This window comes from Nocardia vinacea, from assembly GCF_035920345.1.
Taxonomy (GTDB): Bacteria; Actinomycetota; Actinomycetes; order Mycobacteriales; family Mycobacteriaceae; genus Nocardia; species Nocardia vinacea_A.
In genome coordinates this window covers 489,751-505,211 of record NZ_CP109149.1, presented here as the reverse complement: position 1 = coordinate 505,211, position 15,461 = coordinate 489,751, and the positions used below count along the sequence as shown (strand labels likewise).

Genomic DNA, 15,461 nt, shown 5'->3' with positions numbered 1-15,461 from the left:
GGTATCGGCGGCACAGTCGTTGTCGAACGGGCCCGTGCTCGCAAGTACCCGCCTGCATCTTCTCGTCGCTGGCAGCGACCTAAGCAGGCACACCGACACACGCTATTCGGCCAGCCCAGACCAGAACAGCGCGGTATGCGGCTAGAAGAGGATGTTTCCCGCCCAATTGCTGAGTCGAAGGCGATGTCCGTCACGGTGAGATCTTTGCTGTGAGTCGGCGGGAGTTCCTGGTGCGCAAGCACTACGACGATGACCAGATCGCCGCACTGGTCTACCTGGTCGCCATGACCAACGCCGCAACCGGCTGCTGGTGATCACCAAGACCACAGGCGGCTCCTACCAGGCCGGCACATTCGACAACGTGGCGAACTGACCGGCACACCAATCCCCGCCCGGCCAGGACCGTTCTATCCCGGGCCGGGCCGCGCCGTATGTGCCATTCCGAACAGCGCGATCAGCGGCATCGGCGAACGTTCGGCCAGTCCGTTCGAGTTGCGCACAGGTCTGTCGCGTGCACAGTGTCACGCTTGGATGCGAAGGCCGTCGAAGAGGAAGTCCAGCAGCGTATGGGCTTGCTGGGTTCGGTCCGGATCTCCTTCAGTGGCAAGGGCTATCGCGTTGACGAGCTTCAGTAACTGGGGTGCGGTCAGCCCGGAACGGATCTCGCCCGCATCCTGAGCGCGCTGCAAAAGGCCGGTTGCCGTGGCGAATATTTCTTTCCGGCACCAAGATTCGGTCGATGTGCCTATGACTGCGAGCAGCGAGGCCGCCAGGCCGCGGGTGGCGCTGCCCTGTGCGACAACGGTGTCGAGCCACAACCTGAGCGCCTCGGCGGGGGCGTGTGCCGTGGCCAAGTCGCCGGCTCGGTGGACCAGTGCCTCTATGTGGTCGTGGTGGACCGCTTCCAGTAGTGCCTGTCTGGTCGGGAAATGGCGGTAGAGCGTGGCATTGCCGACCCCGGCGGCGCGTGCGATGTCGTCCAGCGGCACCTGCGGGCCGTGTTCGGCGAAGGCATTGGTGGCGGCGGTGATGAGCCGCTCGTAATTGCGCAGCGCGTCGGCGCGAGCCGGTCTACTCGGGGCTGGTGTCATTACACTCCGATTGCAAAACGGGGATAGTCCCCGTATCGTAGCCGACGGTTAAACGGGGACAATCCCCACTTATTGCCGATACAGGCGAACAGCGCTACTCGAGGAGGCTGCGATGTCGGACATCGTGTTGGTTACCGGAGCGACGGGCACCCAGGGCGGCGCAACGGCTCGTGCACTGCTGGCGGCGGGTTGGCGGGTGCGTGCGCTGGTGCGTGACCCGGACACGGCCGGTGCTCGGGTGTTGGCAGAGGCGGGTGCGGAACTGGCGCCTGGCGATATGGGCGACCGAACCACGCTGGATACGGCGGCGGCGGGTGTTCACGGGGTGTTCAGCGTGCAACCGACCGTGGGATACCCTGGCACACCTCCCGGCTTCACCGTCGCCGATGAACTGAGGCTCGGCCGCAATGTCGCGGATGCAGCCGCGGCAGCGGGTGTTGCTCACTTCGTTTACGCCTCGGTCGGCGCTGCGGACGCCGATCACGGCATTCGCCGCTGGCAGAGCAAGGCGGAGTTGGAGAGATACTCGACTCGGCTCGGCCTGCCGACCACCGCATTACGCCCGGTGCGCTTCATGGAGAACCAGCTCGACCCCCGCTTCGGCTTGCGCGAGGGAGTACTCACCGATGTCATCCATCCGGACGTTCCCGTGCAGCTGATCGCGGGTACCGACATCGGTGTCTTCGCTGCACGGGCTTTCACTCACCCGGACGAATACATCGGAGCCGCAGTGGAACTGGCGGGCGACGAGCTGACCATGACCGAGATCACCGAGGCCATGAGCCGGTCCCTCGGACAACCGATCGAATACCGAGCAATCCCACGAGAAGCATTGTCGGACAAGGACCCCGACGCCCTCGCCGGCTACCGGTTCGCCAACCACGGCGGAGGCTGGAATGCCGACATCGTGTCGCTGCGGCGATGCCATCCGGAACTCCTGGATTTCACCACCTGGCTAGAGCGTGAAGGTGCATGGCAGTACTCCGCTCACACCGCCCGACCCTGATGAACATTGCCGAAGACATACGCGGGCAACTCGATCGGCAGTACTGCGTAGTGCCGGGTCCGCACGCGCCGCCCGAGATATGCACGCTCATCGGCATTTGTGCACGCGGATGGTGATCTTTCCGGCTATGCGGAATCCGGTCCGGTGGGGTGGCGAGCTTGGTTTACTTGATCTTGGAGATTCGCCCTGGACCAACGAAGCAGCGTAGCGATCGGCGAATGCCCATGTGCGGCAACAGGATGTACTGGACGAACGCACTGAAATCGAGCGGACGGCTCAGGCGCTGCAAAGCCGCTCAGTTCGCCAGATCCGGCAGCTTGAGTGGCGGATGGGCCGGGGTGGTCCACGAGGCCGCATAATGCGGCCTCCACACTCCAGAGGACCGACAGAACCGGACCTACGTTTCTGTGCGCGGCCCAGTCGTGATCCTCAGTGACATGCCTGCTGAGGCAAGGCGCCTCAGAAGCCGAGGATCGAAATACATAGACGGAAAACTTCTGCCAGCCAACGCGGCCTCCACCCGAAGCTCGCCGCCGGGCTCGCTGTGCATCGCCACCGACCTACCGCCAGCACTCATTTCATCCAGGAACGCATTGACCTCGTCTTCCAGGCTCCAACTCGCGCCGACCCGGTGGAAACGATTTTCTCTCAGCCCATTTTCGGGATGCCTGGCCACCTCGGTACGAATTACCGGAATTTCGCGGTCTGAATCATCGATCACGGTCGACTCCTAGATGACATCGATATCGAGTGACAACCCTAATGACGCCAGAAACGCCAGCGTCGCTGCCGATAACGTGATGGTTGGCCAAATCTCCTCGCCGGCATCCACAGCAACGGTCAGGCACCCGGTTACTCCCTGATTCGAGAGAACGTGACCCAACCGCGTGGAAACTTGCGCAAGTTTCTCAACGGCACGGTCTACCTGCTCGCCGACCTCTCCGAAGGACACCTCCAGTCGGACAACCCAGCCATCGGAACTCCTACGCAGTTTGGGAGCCGCCCCTTGTTGCCCCGCCCGCCAGTAATTGAACGGCGCCAGTCCTAGCGCCGCGGTCACCTCGTCTGGATCGAATGTGCCGGTCAATTTCAGCGACACGGTCACTTCGGAAAGCTCCTCAGCAGTCATCGCAATCTGATCCCCGTCGATTCTCCTGCACCCGCCCCGCCTTTTCGCTTATAATACACATTTCCCTTTCCATCTTTGTATAGATCGTATCGGGACGGAGGGTCTGGCTTTATATCGTGTGGGTCATGACCGCGAGCCTTGAGTTCCCTTATGTCCCTATTGGTCAGGGGTTTGTCCTGCGCAGGGTTTCGCGTCCGTTCCTCGGTTTGATCCCATTCCGGCTCGCCTTCGGCGGAGTCATCGATCGATGTTATCAGGACTCCAAGACCTGCGATGGTAAGCAATCCACCGGTCGCGAGCACCCCAGTCGAAAAACCGATTCCTGACAACCCTCCCAAAAAAGTTCCGACTGCCCTGGCGATCGCGGCGGCGGCCGTTTCGAGAGCCACTCCTTCCAACGTCACCGACTGGGGATTGCGGATTACCACTGCTGAGACCGCGATGACTACAGATGCACTTACAACGACAGCCGTAAACTGGGTATTGATATCCGTCCGCATCGTCGATAATGCAGCAGATAGTTTCTCGGTCGATGCGGCGAAATCAGAGGAGGCCAACTCGATATCGCCTGCACTGGTCGCGAGAGTGCGCAGGTGGTCTACCAGATATGGGATATCCTCCGGAGCGTCGGAAGAATATGTTTGTTCCAGGCCTTCGGCTACCAATCGCAAGCGGGTCTGCGCGCCGAATACGCTGGTGTGAGAGGCAAAGGTTTTCCACGCCTTCGCTACCCTGTCGAACTTGTCAGTGTCGCTGTCGGGGATCTCGCCACTTGCGACCTGAGCAACCACTTTTTCGTACAAGCCGGGAAACTCTGATTCGAGCCCGCGACTATTCGCGTGTGCCGAGGCGACGCCGATCACCGAGCCAGCGCCGTATGGCAACTCCGTGGGAAGCGCCCTCGGAAGCGTCGGCCTGTCATCCTTGTTTGGGCTCCGATTTGCCTTATACTCGCCGCAGGCCCAATTGTAACCAGCGGCCGTCAGCACGTCCCCGAGTCGCTGCAAAGCGCGGGCAAAATTCGTTGCAAACAGGGTGAACGCACCGACCCGCTCATCGTATCCTGACGCCCAGGCCTTGATCGCTTGATAACCACCCGCCATCCCGCCCGTGGTAAGCAGGACCTTTTGCAGGGGGTTGTACACATCCTGGAATGCCTTGGATATGGCATAACATTCGTCGGCGGCACTGTAGTAGGTTTGCGGCGCGACGCCTACCACGTCATCCCCTTGCCATTCGCAGATTCAATTCTGACGCTTCGGAATACGAAGAATGTGCCGTCTGCGCCGCCCGCTGCATCTGCTCCAGCCCTTCGACCAGTTCGCGTGCTGCCGTCATCCATTCCTGGTGTTCCTCGGCGTAGGCTGTCGCAGCTGTACCTGTCCACTGCCCGCTCTGTATTAGGCCCTGCACTTTGCTTTCGAGTTGATCCAGATTGTCGGAAACGAACTCCTTGAAGCCACGGGCACGCGCCGTCACATTGTCGAGGTGGTCGAGGTCGAACTCGAATTCCGAGGACATGACGTCAGTCCAACTGCAGCGAGTTGTACGACGATGCGTTCGTGCTGTCCCGGTCCTGGTACGTCGCCGCGGTGACGCCGAGCTTCTCCGCCAGGTCGGTGAGCGAGTCCCACATCTTCAGCGCGCCGTCCTGCATCTCGTCCCAGCCGGTGCGATAGGCATCGGCCGCACTGCCCCTCCAAGTACCGAACAGCGCCTGAACCTCCCGGTCCAACGACGTGGAGCCCGACTTCAGTTGCTCTGCAATGTTATACGCGAACTTGCCGATGGCCTTGACTTCGTCCGGCACCACGTTCAGCGACGGATCACCTGTGGTCATGCCCCCTCCTCCCCACTCGATGGCCAGCACCTGCGAGCATACTGACAACCTCGAAGGTCGACAATTTCATCACCGGGCGTCGCGATCGAGGTTGCAAGGATCGCCGGGTTCGATACCTTCAGCGAAATGATCTATCCAGGTAGGGAAGCGGCGCCACGAATAGCGCAATCGCGCCGAGAAGCGTTGGTGTCCCATCCTCGAGTAAGACCGGGTTGCTGTGTTCGGCAGGGCAGCATTGAACTCGGATCCGCGTCTGATCCGGCGATCCGAGCCGGTCACCGCCGGCTCGGAGACTCCGGCACCACACGCAAATCGGCATGTGCGTGTGTTGAGTCGTTATGTGCCCGAGGCCATGTAGGCGGCGAGGATGTAATTCGGGTGGCGGTCGAGATTGGTTCGGGCACGGTCATAGCGCATGGTAGTGCGAGGGTCAGCGTGGCGGGCAGCGATCTGGACGTCTCGTAGGTCGACTCCGGCATCGAGCATGGTGGTGACGAAGGTGTGGCGCAGCATGTGCGGGTGCATGCGGGGTAGCCGCATCGCCGAATCCTGGGCCAGGCGGCGCAGTCGTCGTGTGGCGCAATGCCGATCCATGCGCCTTCCTCGAGTATTGAGCAGGATCGGTCCGTGGTCGCGGTCACCGGTGGCGCGGTCGATCGCTCGTCCGACCGCTGGCGGCAACGGGATCAGAACGAGCTTCGAACCCTTACCGACTACGCGCAGTACACGGTGGCCGTGTTCCTCGCCGATGTCCTCGGCGTCGGACTTGCAGGTCTCGAAGATCCGCAACCCGAGCAGTCCGAGCATCGCGACGAGTGCGAAGTCGAATTGGTTGGCGGAATCGCGCGCCGCGGTGAGCAGTGCTTCGAACTGTAGGTGCGAAAGCCCCAGTGTCGGTGATTCGTTCGAGACTCGGGGTCGGCGGACGTACTCGGCCGGTGAGTGGTCCGTGACGCCGTCGATGACGCAGGTGCGGTAGAACCCGGTCACTACCGCGGTGCGGCGGGCAACGGTGGAGGGTTTGAATCGGCGGGTTTCCTGCATCCACCGTACGTACCGTTCGATCTCGGCGCGCACCGCTAACAGCGGCAGGAGTGACGTTCGGTGCACCAGGTGAAGTACAGGCGCAGATCAGATCCGCAATGGATACGGGAGCTGCCGGTGAACCGGGCCAGGTAGGCCGCACTGGCCAGCCGCAGTACGAGATCGTCACCGGCGAAGGTGACGTCGATATCCGATGAAGTACTCATGCTCCACGATGCCCAGAACACCACCCGAATTCGCTCGGGTCGCGGCATAGAAAGACGTTTAGTGCGTCGGTTGTATGGACGCGGGGAACGTCCTCCTGATGCGCTTGTCGGGCTTGGTGTCCCATCGCAGGAGCAGGAGGACGTTCCATGAGTAACGGTAGCGGTGTGTCCCGGGGTGATCGCAACCGCAACGTGCGGCTGACCCGGTTGCGGGCGTTGGTGCCAGTAGCCAACGCGATCGTCGGGATCGATCTGGCCGACCGCAAACAGATGGTCGCGGTCTGCGATCATGACTCGAAAGTGCTGGCCCGCAGGACGTTCCACTGCCGGGCCTGGGACATGGGCATCGCTTTGGACTGGGCCGGAGCCCGTGCGGCCGCGGCGGGGTTCACCGGGGTCACGGTGGCGTGTGAGCCGACCGGGCATCGGTGGCGGGTGCTCGGAGGAGTTGGCCGGCGACCGGAACATGTTGTTCGTGTGCGTGCAACCGGTGATGACCGCCTGGTCACGCCGGGCCGAGGACCTCACCACGGACAAGACCGACGAGAAAGACGCGGTGCTGATCGCCCGACTGACCGCACAGCTGCGCTGCTATGCACCCGAACCCGTGGATGAAACCTGGGGCCGGTTGCGGCATCTGGGTGCCCGCCGCGAGCAACTGCTGGTGGACATGGTCGCCCAGGTCCAGCAGATCCGAGCCCTGCTCGAGTGCGTGTGGCCGGCCGCGCTCGATGCCGCCCAGCAGCCATTCAAATCCCGGACCTGGATGGCGGCGTTGCGGGTGATCTGCGGTCGCGACGGCGGCGATTTCGCCCGCACTCGCCGGTTGGGCCGAGACCGGCTCGAGCGTCTCGTCCGTGGCGAGGTCACCCGCGGCGGTGCGAAGCGACCGTGCTTTCGGATTACCGGGAAACTCTATGCGGCACTGGATGATCCGGCCGGAGTGTTCGCGCACCGGCGCGGCGCGCTGGAACGGGTGCACCTGCTGCTGGAGGACTGGGAGAGAGCAAGCGGCGCTTGGCCGACACCGAGACCCGCATGACCAGCATCCTCGATGAACTCCAGCTCACCGAGCTGGTCACCTCCATCACCGGACTGTCCGCTGTCGGTGCCGCGGCGATCCTGGCCGAAACTGGTGACCCGGCCCGGTTCCCGTCCGCCCGCGCCGTGGTCAAACACGCCGGTCTCGCACCCCGGGAGAAGAAGTCCGGTGCCTTCACCGGCCGCGCCCGGCTCACCGGCCAAGGCCGTCCCGGGCTGCGGCTGGCCGCCTGGCGAGGCGTGTGGGGCACCCAACGCGCCAACCCGGTCTATGCCGCCCGCTACCAGCATCTGACCACCCGAGAAACCAACCCGCTCACTCCCACCCAGGCTCAGGCCGTGATCGCCGCGGCGATCCTGCGCCAGCTACATGCAGTCGTCACCACTGGGCAACCCTGGAACCCGCACATCGCCACCCACGGCACGATCAAGGCATCCACGATCTCGACAGCCGCCTGACAGCGGCCGGTCGAGCGGAGAGGTCGGGGCGAGCCCCACGCGGCATCGAGACACCTCCCGGTGATCTCGCCGGTAATCACGGGCAGCCCCGGCCCGTCGTCACACAACCCGATTACACGCTGCCGGGAATCAACCCCACTACCGCTATGCCGGGACGACGACACACGGGGCACCGACCGAACCGCTTGACACAAAACGACTTACGCTGATTACCGGACGTCACCTGGGCGGGACGCCGCCGAAGCGTCGCACCTCTCGACACCCGCTACGACCATCCTCCAGACCAGGGGCGACTATGGGATGGCCCGATGAGCGGTCGGTCAACTGTCGGTGTTTGCGACGATTTCCACGCCCGCGGCCTGGAGTTCGCCCAGGGCCCGTTCGATGCTTGCGGGGGAAACGCCTGCGGACAGGTTCACGAGTACTCGGGTGTCGAACCCGGCGGTGCGGGCATCCAGGGCCGTGGCGCGAACGCAGTGGTCGGTGGCGATGCCGCAGACGTCGACCGTGTCGATGCCCTTGGTGCGCAACCAGTCCGCGAGGGCCGTACCGTCCTTGGTGGCGCCCTGGAATCCGGAGTAGGCGGCGGCGTAGGCGCCTTTGAAAAAGACCTCGTCGATCGGCGCGGTGTCCAAGTTCGGATGGAACTCGGCGCCAGGAGTGTCGATCCGGCAATGCGGCGGCCACGAGTCGACGAAGTCCGGGTTGTCGGAGAAGTGTGCACCGGGGTCGATGTGGTAGTCGCGGGTGGCGGTGATCGCGGCATAATCGCTGGCGTGTAGATATCGGCTGATCCGTTCGGCCAGCGCGGCTCCACCCGTGACGGGCACCGAACCGCCCTCGCAGAAGTCGTTCTGTACGTCGACGATGATCAGAGCTGTGCTCATGACGCCTCCACGAGATCGGTCCCGCAACGATTTTCGGCCAGCACTTATTGTAGATGGCTATCACCAGTGCACATCGCCGAACGCGCCATAGGACATCCGCGCCCGGGATCTCTTGTGAGGCTCCTCGCTCCCAGCCACCGGGCTCATCCACTTGTGGGAGATCGAAGTCTGCCGACATCAAGATCTCAACGGTCGACCGCGCGATAGGCGGCTACCGGATGTCTCGAGCCGCGGCGCGTTCCGCACTGCTCAGTCGCGCACCCAGCGGCAATCGCGGGACGTCCTGGACCACAGAGGATTTCACGCGTCCTCGCGAAGTCGTGGTTGCGCGTCGGGTGAAAGCCGTACCCCGCCGGGAGGGGAGATCGACTCCGGGCGAGTTCCGAACAAGTAGGCGCGGAAGGCTCGCAGGTACTCGTCGAGTTCCCGCTGATCGGCGAACCTGGTTTCGGTCGGATCGAACCATTCGTCCGGTGTCGGGCACCACGCGATCATGTAGTCGAGGGCTTCGCGCACCAGGCCCCCATAGGTCGGATCCGTGGCGCAGGCGGCGCGCAGCGCCGCGGCGTAATGCCGCATTCCACGGCCGCGCTCGGCGCGGTGCATGTCCACCAACGGCCACAGCAAGCCATCGATATGCGGGATTTCGTCCCACCACGTGGTTTTCGTGAGCAGGGTCTCGCCGGCCCGCACTCGGCGGTGTGATGCTGTGACAGGCGTCGGGTAGTCGCAGGGCGCACCTCTTCGGTCGATGTCGCGGGTCGGCCCGGTTCCGAGGTTCACGGGTGGATACCACACGCCGCGCCACACCGGGACTCCGAGATGGCGGGGACTCACCGGCAGTGGCTCGGCCAGCGAGATGTCGACGGTAATTCGGCGCACGGGTGGCAACATTCCGTCGGGGACCAGATCCGCAACCATCGACAAGCAATCCCGCACATCGAAGCCGGTCACACCGACGCCCTGCCGGAACCGGGCGTCGGAGCACTCCTGCGGGTCGAATTCGATCCAGAACCGCCGCACCGTGGTCATCCGCGATTTCCTCCCACCGGCACCAATGTCGAACGCCGACCCCGATGATCCCAGAGCTGATCAGCGCCTACCACTCGATAATCGGGCTGGGCGTCGTAGTACTGTGCTGCGGTGGTGGCCGTGCGGATCTGGAATCTCCTGTGAACCAACAGGTTTGGAGTGGGTTTGGTAGGCGCCACTTGCTGTGCGGACTGGCAGCAAGTGGAGCAGCAGCAGTGATGTCAGGTGCTCCGCACGCGGCGGCGCGGTCGGTGGGGCGCACGGTCGCGGTGTTCGGTGGAGGGGTCGCCGGGTTGACCGTGGCGCACGAGCTGGTCGAGCGTGGATACGACGTGACGGTATACGAGCCAGTGTCGGTCGGTGGCAAGGCTCGCAGCATCGATGTGCCCGGGACCGATGCGTCATTCTGGCCTGATTCCGGACCGCACCGTTCGGTTGATGAGGCGCGGATCACGGCAGAATCGAGGGTGCCCTCTCCGATCACTTGGCAGTCTGGTGAATCACTTCCATGAAAGATCATTGTTTGAAGCCTCACGATCCGTCTGGCACGCGCGCCGCAGTCCGCACTGAAATCGGCATGTCAGTGTTGGTGGATGTCGAGATAGTCTCGGCCCGTTAATCTTTGGGGTATTTCGCGTGGCCTGTCGGACCCGCGCGTCACGCGATAATACACGACGTTGCTGGTTTGCGGGAGAGGGTTCGGCGAGTCGCGCCGAATGCCGACGCACAGTTCGCCGGTCGCGGGGCGGCCCGCCGACTAGAGTTTGTCATGTGTCAGGCTGTCGCTCGATCCTCGGTGCTGGAATCGCATGAGGGCCGTCGTGTACGACCGCTACGGCGGCCCCGAGGTGCTGTCGATCGCGGAGGTCCCAGCGCCTTCTCCAGGGCCGAAACAGGTGCTCGTCCAGGTACACGCGACGTCGATCAACCTCTCCGACTGGGAGACACTGCGGGGGACGCCGCTGTATTCACGCATCGGCGGGCTCCGGGCACCTAGGCGCCCGGTTCTCGGATCCGATATCGCCGGACGGGTCGAAGTCGTCGGCTCCGAGGTCACACTGTTCGCACCGGGTGACGAGGTCTACGGCGACAATCTCATGCTCAAGGGTGGGTTCGCGGAATATGCCGTGGTTCCTGAATCGGCGCTGGCTCACAAACCGGCGTCGCTGAGCTTCGCCGAGGCGTCGACGCTGCCACAGGCGGGGGCGATAGCACTGCAGGGCACGGCCGGCATCGCAGCCGGTATGTCGGTGTTGATCAACGGAGCGGGCGGCGGGTCCGGAGCGTTTGCGATCCAGTTGGCCAAGAGTGCCGGGGCTCATGTGACCGGGGTGGACAACGCCGCCAAACTGGCGTTCATGCGCACGCTCGGCGCTGACGAGGTCATCGACTATCGAGCTGAGGACTTCACCCGAACCGGACCGTACGACCGGGTGCTCGACCTCGTTGCCCACCGGTCGGTCTTCGCCTATCGCAGGTCGGTCGCGCGTGGCGGCCGGTACCGCTGCGTCGGCGGCACCACGCGCGCGTTGCTGCGGTTGACGACGGTCGGAGTGGTCGCCGGAATGGTGACCGGTCGCGGGCTCGGGGTCCTCGCGGTGAAGGAAGGGCCTGCGTACTTCACACCCCTCGCGGAGTCGTGTGTCGCGGGACGGATCGGTATCCACATCGACCGCAGTTTCCCCCTCGACGAGACCGCGAACGCGCTGGCCCACGTCGGTGCGGGACGCGCCCTGGGCAAAGTGGTGGTCGAGATCCGCTGATCGGCACCACCGGATATTGTGAGCCGCAACCGGTCTGGCCCGCCAGCTACCACGACGTGGCCGCTTCGCTCAGCGCGGTAGGCGGCATTACAGGGGTGCGCCGCGAGGCGCTTCGTCATATCCCTGGCGCAGCCGGGATGGATTGGAGGGAGGTCCTTGGGTCTGATGACTTACCCGGCGCCGAAAGGTTAACGGGGACAAGAGCATGTCAGCAAACCGACGGCCGGGTCCAGGTATCGGGAGACCCGCGCGATACGGCGAAATTGCTGGATTGCCTGAAGCCCAATCTCCAGACGGTGCAAATGCCCGCCCGTCGGAAGAAGATGCCTGATTACCGACGCCGTGTCCCGAGCTGGTCCCGCGCTTTGGCCAGCTCGCCCTCCGGATGCGGAGCGATGTCCAGTGAGGACGTTCAAGGAGATGAGTGGGCCGCCTACGTCGCGCTCGATACGTATGACGAAGACGAACGCGGGATCGCCTACGGGACGCGAGTCCTAGGGCGACGGAGTTGTCGTAGTAGTCGCCGGAGTCACGCCCGGCCAGGGAGGACGGGAAAGCCGTCTGCAGGGCGAAGGACAACAGGTGACTGGGACATTCCAAGGACTGGAAGGTATGCGAAATGCAGAGCGCCGAAACGGTGTTGGGTGTCCTGAGTGAGCGCGGCAGCAAGGGGCTGCCGCTGGATGAGTTGTATCGGCAACTGTTCAATCCGCAGTTGTATCTGCTGGCCTACGGACGCATCTATGCCAACAAGGGAGCGATGACGCCCGGGGTCACCGCAGAGACCGTGGACGGCATGTCGCTGAACCGGATCGACCGCATCATCGATGCGGTGCGCCATGAGCGCTACCGGTTCAGCCCCGCGCGGCGGGTCTGGATTCCCAAACGCAATGGGAAGCTGCGCCCTCTGGGACTGCCGACCTGGTCGGACAAGCTGCTCGGTGAGGTGATCCGGCTGCTGCTGGAAACCTATTACGAGCCGCAATTTTCCGGCCGTTCCCACGGGTTCCGGCCTGGCCGGGGCTGCCACACCGCTTTGAGCGAGGTGGCCGACACCTGGACCGGGACAACCTGGTTCGTCGAAGGCGATGTCGCCGACTGCTTCGGATCGCTGGATCATCAAGTGCTCCTGGCGATTCTGGCGGAAAAGATCCACGACAACCGGTTCCTGCGGCTGATGCGAAACATGCTCGAGGCCGGATACCTCGAGGAATGGACATGGAACGCCACCTTGTCGGGTGCACCGCAAGGGGGCGTGGTTTCGCCGATCTTGTGCAACATCTATCTGCATAAACTCGACGAATTCGTCGAGCGCACGCTCATCCCTGAATACACAAGGGGGACAAGGCGAATGCGCAACGCCGAATACGAGCGGATCCGTCATCGGCTGGCGCGGGCCCGCAAACGTGGTGACCGAGACACAGTGCGGCAGTTACGCGCACAGCAGGCTCGCCTGCCCAGCGTCGACTGCCGAGATCCCGGCTACCGCCGACTGCGATACCTCCGCTACGCCGACAACGTGCTACTCGGATTCGCCGGACCGAAACACGAGGCCGAGGAAATCAAAAAAGCGACTGACCAGATTCATGCGCGACAAACTCCGCCTGGACCTGTCACAGGAGAAGACGCTGATCACCCACGCGCGCACCAGCGCGGCGTTTCCTCGGATACGAGATCACTACCCAGACCGGCACCGGCGGCCGCAAAACCGCCGAGGGCGCCATACGACTGCGGGTGCCGCTCCCGGTGATCAAATACTCGTGCGCGACCTACCTACGCGGCGGCAAACCCGCCGCGCAGCGCGCCCTGCAGAACCTGCACGATCACGACATCGTCGCCGCGTCGGGACGCGATACCGGGGCATCGTCAACTACTACCTGCTCGCCGCAGACGTCTACCGTCTGGAACGGGTGAGGTGGACGATGCAAACCTCGATGCTGAAACGCTTGCAGGCAAGCACAAATCGTCGGTGACCAAGATGGCGGTCCGCTACCGGGCCACCATCGAAACCCCGGACGGGACGCGCACCTGCTTCGAAGCGGCTCGGCACCGCGGCAACCGCAAACCCCAGGTCGCGAGGTTCGGAGGCATTCCCCTCTCCCGGCGAAAGACCGCGATCCTCCACGATCGCGTTCCCGGCCGAAATCCCCTGCCCCGCAAGGAGATCATCACGCGCCTCCAGCGGAGCACTTGCGAACTCTGCGGAATCCGTGGCGAAGTGCACGTGCACCACGTCGCGAAACTATCCGAGCTCGCGAAAACAGGTCTGCACCAACCGGAATGGGCAGAACTCATGGCAACCCGGCGACGCAAAGACCCTCGTCGTCTGCCCGCCCTGCCACGACCTTATCCACACCGGCCCGGTCCAGGCCACACCCCTCACAACATAGGTCACCGGAGAGCCGGATGCCGGGAAAGCTGGCACGTCCGGTTCGGCGGGAGGCCGTGCGGAAAAGGACCCGCCACCAGCGGCACCTCGCCGCACGGCCTACCCAACCGTCGGCCTTGATCATTTCTTCTGATCGACGAAGCGCACCAACAGCCAGATACCAGCCGGGACGCCCAGCATCAGGACGAACTCATCGACGAGGGAACCCGATGTGCGGAGGAAGGTCCAAGCCGTTCCCGCGAAGACGAGGAACCCTAGTGCGGCTGCGAAGAGGCGGATGAACACTCAAATCAGTATCTCCCCAAGGAAATTGGACCGAGCGATGGCAGTCTGCAGATAGCTGGGGCGGGAGGGCGGGCAAGGTGTGGCGATCGTCGGATCGGGCCGTCCATTCCGTCGCTCGCCCCCGTCCGTTACGCCACCGCAATTCCCCAGCTGCGTCGAAACTCTCGCAATCCGGCCACAGAACTGGGGGCGCGTCGGCGGCAGCGCTGTGACGCCAATTGCTGGCAAGATCAACGCAATGCGCTCTACCGTGCCCACCCTCGTGTTGCTGATGGCGGCTGTTCTGCTGACCGGATGTGGCTATTTCGATCGAGGACGCGACCAGGCCGAGCATGACAGCTGGTCACGCAAGATCGAGACGGCCATCCGGGTCCTTCCGGGGGTGACCGACGCGTCACACCGGTTCGAGCACTACAAGGGCAGGCACTTCAACGCCAAACTCGACGTGCGGCTCAGGGACGACGCCACACCGGCCGAGGCCGCGTCTGTGGTGAGTGCCATGGGCACTCAACAGCTTCCGCGCCGTTTCCATGGCGACCCGATAACGGTCACCATCGACCGGATGGCGGACTCCTATTACGCGTATTGGCTTTTCGGACGTGACGTGAGCACGGAAGCGAACGCCGCAAACACCTGGGCGCGACTATGGGCCGCCGGTACCGAAGTGCACTGGTCCTCGAGCGGCGGCGACGCGGACCGCATCACCAACACCATCGACGTCCGGGCGGGCTCCGAGAGCGAACCTCACCGCGCCACCGCGGCGATGCGCCGAATCATCCGGGACTTCCCCGAACTGGCATCCAACCAGTGGATCGTATCCACCGTTCATGAGCGGGAGCGCGGGTTCACCAATCATTCGGAACGGAGCCCCGGGTCGTATCCATGGCCCCATGATCGCGTCACCCCCCACCAAGAGCCCACCCCTCGCTTCCCGTCCAATGACGAACTCGACCTGTGGCAGTGGTTCCTGACCGATCAACCCATCCCGTTTTTCGCTCAAGTGTCGGTCTACGACCCGCTTTTTGAAGGCCGCGCACTGGGCGTCACCGTATTCCCTCCCGTAGGTACGGAATTCAGCGCCGCACAGACCACACAACTCGCCGATCTCCATCTCCCCTACCTGGCAGGCTCCGGCACGGCGGTCGACTACACGATCCACACACCCAACGGCCCCGGCTACTCCTACGGCCGCCCCTTGTTCGAGGTCGTGGTCGGCGGCTGCCAGACACCCGGGCACAACGTCTTACCGGAGTCGCAGCCCTACGTACGTCAATACGAACACTGCTGAT

20 protein-coding genes are annotated in these 15,461 nt (G+C 63.7%); 9 read left to right on the top strand and 11 right to left on the bottom strand.

What is annotated here, in order from left to right; translation table 11 throughout:
* Window positions 1–521: 521 nt before the first annotated feature.
* On the bottom strand, window positions 522–1,091 hold the full coding sequence (locus OIE68_RS02325) for a TetR/AcrR family transcriptional regulator (protein ID WP_327097738.1): 570 nt from the start codon (window positions 1,089–1,091) through the stop codon (window positions 522–524).
* A gap of 112 nt (window positions 1,092–1,203) precedes the next feature.
* Between OIE68_RS02325 and OIE68_RS02320 the strand changes: the two genes are divergently transcribed.
* Entirely contained in the window at window positions 1,204–2,097 is an 894-nt protein-coding gene (locus tag OIE68_RS02320; RefSeq protein ID WP_327097737.1) for an NmrA/HSCARG family protein, read from the top strand.
* A 397-nt stretch (window positions 2,098–2,494) separates the two neighbouring features.
* On the opposite strand, the gene OIE68_RS02315 is transcribed toward OIE68_RS02320, so the two are convergent.
* The 7 genes from OIE68_RS02315 to OIE68_RS02285 all read right to left on the bottom strand — a co-directional run bounded on the left by OIE68_RS02315 (window position 2,495) and on the right by OIE68_RS02285 (window position 6,316).
* Window positions 2,495–2,818, bottom strand: coding sequence for a hypothetical protein (locus tag OIE68_RS02315; RefSeq protein ID WP_327097736.1), 324 nt, complete (start codon window positions 2,816–2,818; stop codon window positions 2,495–2,497).
* 9 nt (window positions 2,819–2,827) lie between these two features.
* Window positions 2,828–3,226: a DUF4279 domain-containing protein gene (locus OIE68_RS02310; RefSeq protein ID WP_327097735.1), complete on the bottom strand. Its 399-nt coding sequence runs from the start codon at window positions 3,224–3,226 to the stop codon at window positions 2,828–2,830.
* Window positions 3,223–4,446 (bottom strand): polymorphic toxin type 33 domain-containing protein, encoded by a 1,224-nt coding sequence (locus OIE68_RS02305; protein WP_327097734.1) that lies wholly within the window; start codon window positions 4,444–4,446, stop codon window positions 3,223–3,225. The genes OIE68_RS02310 and OIE68_RS02305 overlap by 4 nt, the downstream gene beginning before the upstream one ends.
* Window position 4,447: 1 nt before the next feature.
* Window positions 4,448–4,747 carry a WXG100 family type VII secretion target gene (locus OIE68_RS02300; protein WP_327097733.1) on the bottom strand — a complete coding sequence of 100 codons (300 nt, stop codon included), beginning with the start codon at window positions 4,745–4,747 and terminating at the stop codon, window positions 4,448–4,450.
* Window positions 4,748–4,751: 4 nt separating this feature from the next.
* On the bottom strand, window positions 4,752–5,066 hold the full coding sequence (locus OIE68_RS02295; RefSeq protein WP_327097732.1) for a WXG100 family type VII secretion target: 315 nt from the start codon (window positions 5,064–5,066) through the stop codon (window positions 4,752–4,754).
* A 336-nt stretch (window positions 5,067–5,402) separates the two neighbouring features.
* Window positions 5,403–6,110: a tyrosine-type recombinase/integrase gene (locus OIE68_RS02290; RefSeq protein ID WP_327097731.1), complete on the bottom strand. Its 708-nt coding sequence runs from the start codon at window positions 6,108–6,110 to the stop codon at window positions 5,403–5,405.
* A gap of 35 nt (window positions 6,111–6,145) precedes the next feature.
* Window positions 6,146–6,316: a hypothetical protein gene (locus OIE68_RS02285; RefSeq protein ID WP_327097730.1), complete on the bottom strand. Its 171-nt coding sequence runs from the start codon at window positions 6,314–6,316 to the stop codon at window positions 6,146–6,148.
* Between the two features lie 475 nt (window positions 6,317–6,791).
* Between OIE68_RS02285 and OIE68_RS02280 the strand changes: the two genes are divergently transcribed.
* Both OIE68_RS02280 and OIE68_RS02275 read left to right on the top strand, forming a co-directional pair.
* Window positions 6,792–7,358, top strand: coding sequence for an IS110 family transposase (locus OIE68_RS02280; protein ID WP_327097729.1), 567 nt, complete (start codon window positions 6,792–6,794; stop codon window positions 7,356–7,358).
* Entirely contained in the window at window positions 7,355–7,816 is a 462-nt protein-coding gene (locus OIE68_RS02275) for an IS110 family transposase (RefSeq protein ID WP_327097728.1), read from the top strand. The genes OIE68_RS02280 and OIE68_RS02275 overlap by 4 nt, the downstream gene beginning before the upstream one ends.
* A 320-nt stretch (window positions 7,817–8,136) precedes the next feature.
* On the opposite strand, the gene OIE68_RS02270 is transcribed toward OIE68_RS02275, so the two are convergent.
* Window positions 8,137–8,703 (bottom strand): nicotinamidase, encoded by a 567-nt coding sequence (locus OIE68_RS02270; protein WP_327097727.1) that lies wholly within the window; start codon window positions 8,701–8,703, stop codon window positions 8,137–8,139.
* A 300-nt stretch (window positions 8,704–9,003) separates the two neighbouring features.
* Window positions 9,004–9,735 (bottom strand): hypothetical protein, encoded by a 732-nt coding sequence (locus OIE68_RS02265; RefSeq protein ID WP_327097726.1) that lies wholly within the window; start codon window positions 9,733–9,735, stop codon window positions 9,004–9,006.
* 44 nt (window positions 9,736–9,779) lie between these two features.
* Here OIE68_RS02265 and OIE68_RS02260 point away from each other — a divergent pair, with 44 nt between their 5' ends.
* From OIE68_RS02260 to OIE68_RS46925, 5 genes are all read left to right on the top strand, one after another.
* Window positions 9,780–10,247, top strand: a complete 468-nt coding sequence (locus tag OIE68_RS02260) for an FAD-dependent oxidoreductase (protein ID WP_419150668.1) — start codon at window positions 9,780–9,782, stop codon at window positions 10,245–10,247.
* 297 nt (window positions 10,248–10,544) lie between these two features.
* Complete coding sequence (locus OIE68_RS02255) at window positions 10,545–11,498, top strand: NAD(P)-dependent alcohol dehydrogenase (protein ID WP_327097724.1); 954 nt, start codon at window positions 10,545–10,547, stop codon at window positions 11,496–11,498.
* A 619-nt stretch (window positions 11,499–12,117) separates the two neighbouring features.
* Window positions 12,118–13,248 (top strand): reverse transcriptase/maturase family protein, encoded by a 1,131-nt coding sequence (locus OIE68_RS02250; protein ID WP_327097723.1) that lies wholly within the window; start codon window positions 12,118–12,120, stop codon window positions 13,246–13,248.
* Window positions 13,245–13,412 (top strand): hypothetical protein, encoded by a 168-nt coding sequence (locus tag OIE68_RS02245; RefSeq protein WP_327097722.1) that lies wholly within the window; start codon window positions 13,245–13,247, stop codon window positions 13,410–13,412. The genes OIE68_RS02250 and OIE68_RS02245 overlap by 4 nt, the downstream gene beginning before the upstream one ends.
* A 64-nt stretch (window positions 13,413–13,476) precedes the next feature.
* Window positions 13,477–14,007 carry a hypothetical protein gene (locus OIE68_RS46925; RefSeq protein ID WP_419150745.1) on the top strand — a complete coding sequence of 177 codons (531 nt, stop codon included), beginning with the start codon at window positions 13,477–13,479 and terminating at the stop codon, window positions 14,005–14,007.
* Here OIE68_RS46925 and OIE68_RS02240 read toward each other — a convergent pair whose 3' ends face one another.
* Entirely contained in the window at window positions 14,008–14,172 is a 165-nt protein-coding gene (locus tag OIE68_RS02240) for a hypothetical protein (RefSeq protein ID WP_327097721.1), read from the bottom strand.
* Between the two features lie 238 nt (window positions 14,173–14,410).
* Between OIE68_RS02240 and OIE68_RS02235 the strand changes: the two genes are divergently transcribed.
* Entirely contained in the window at window positions 14,411–15,460 is a 1,050-nt protein-coding gene (locus OIE68_RS02235) for a hypothetical protein (protein WP_327097720.1), read from the top strand.
* Window position 15,461 lies beyond the last annotated feature (1 nt).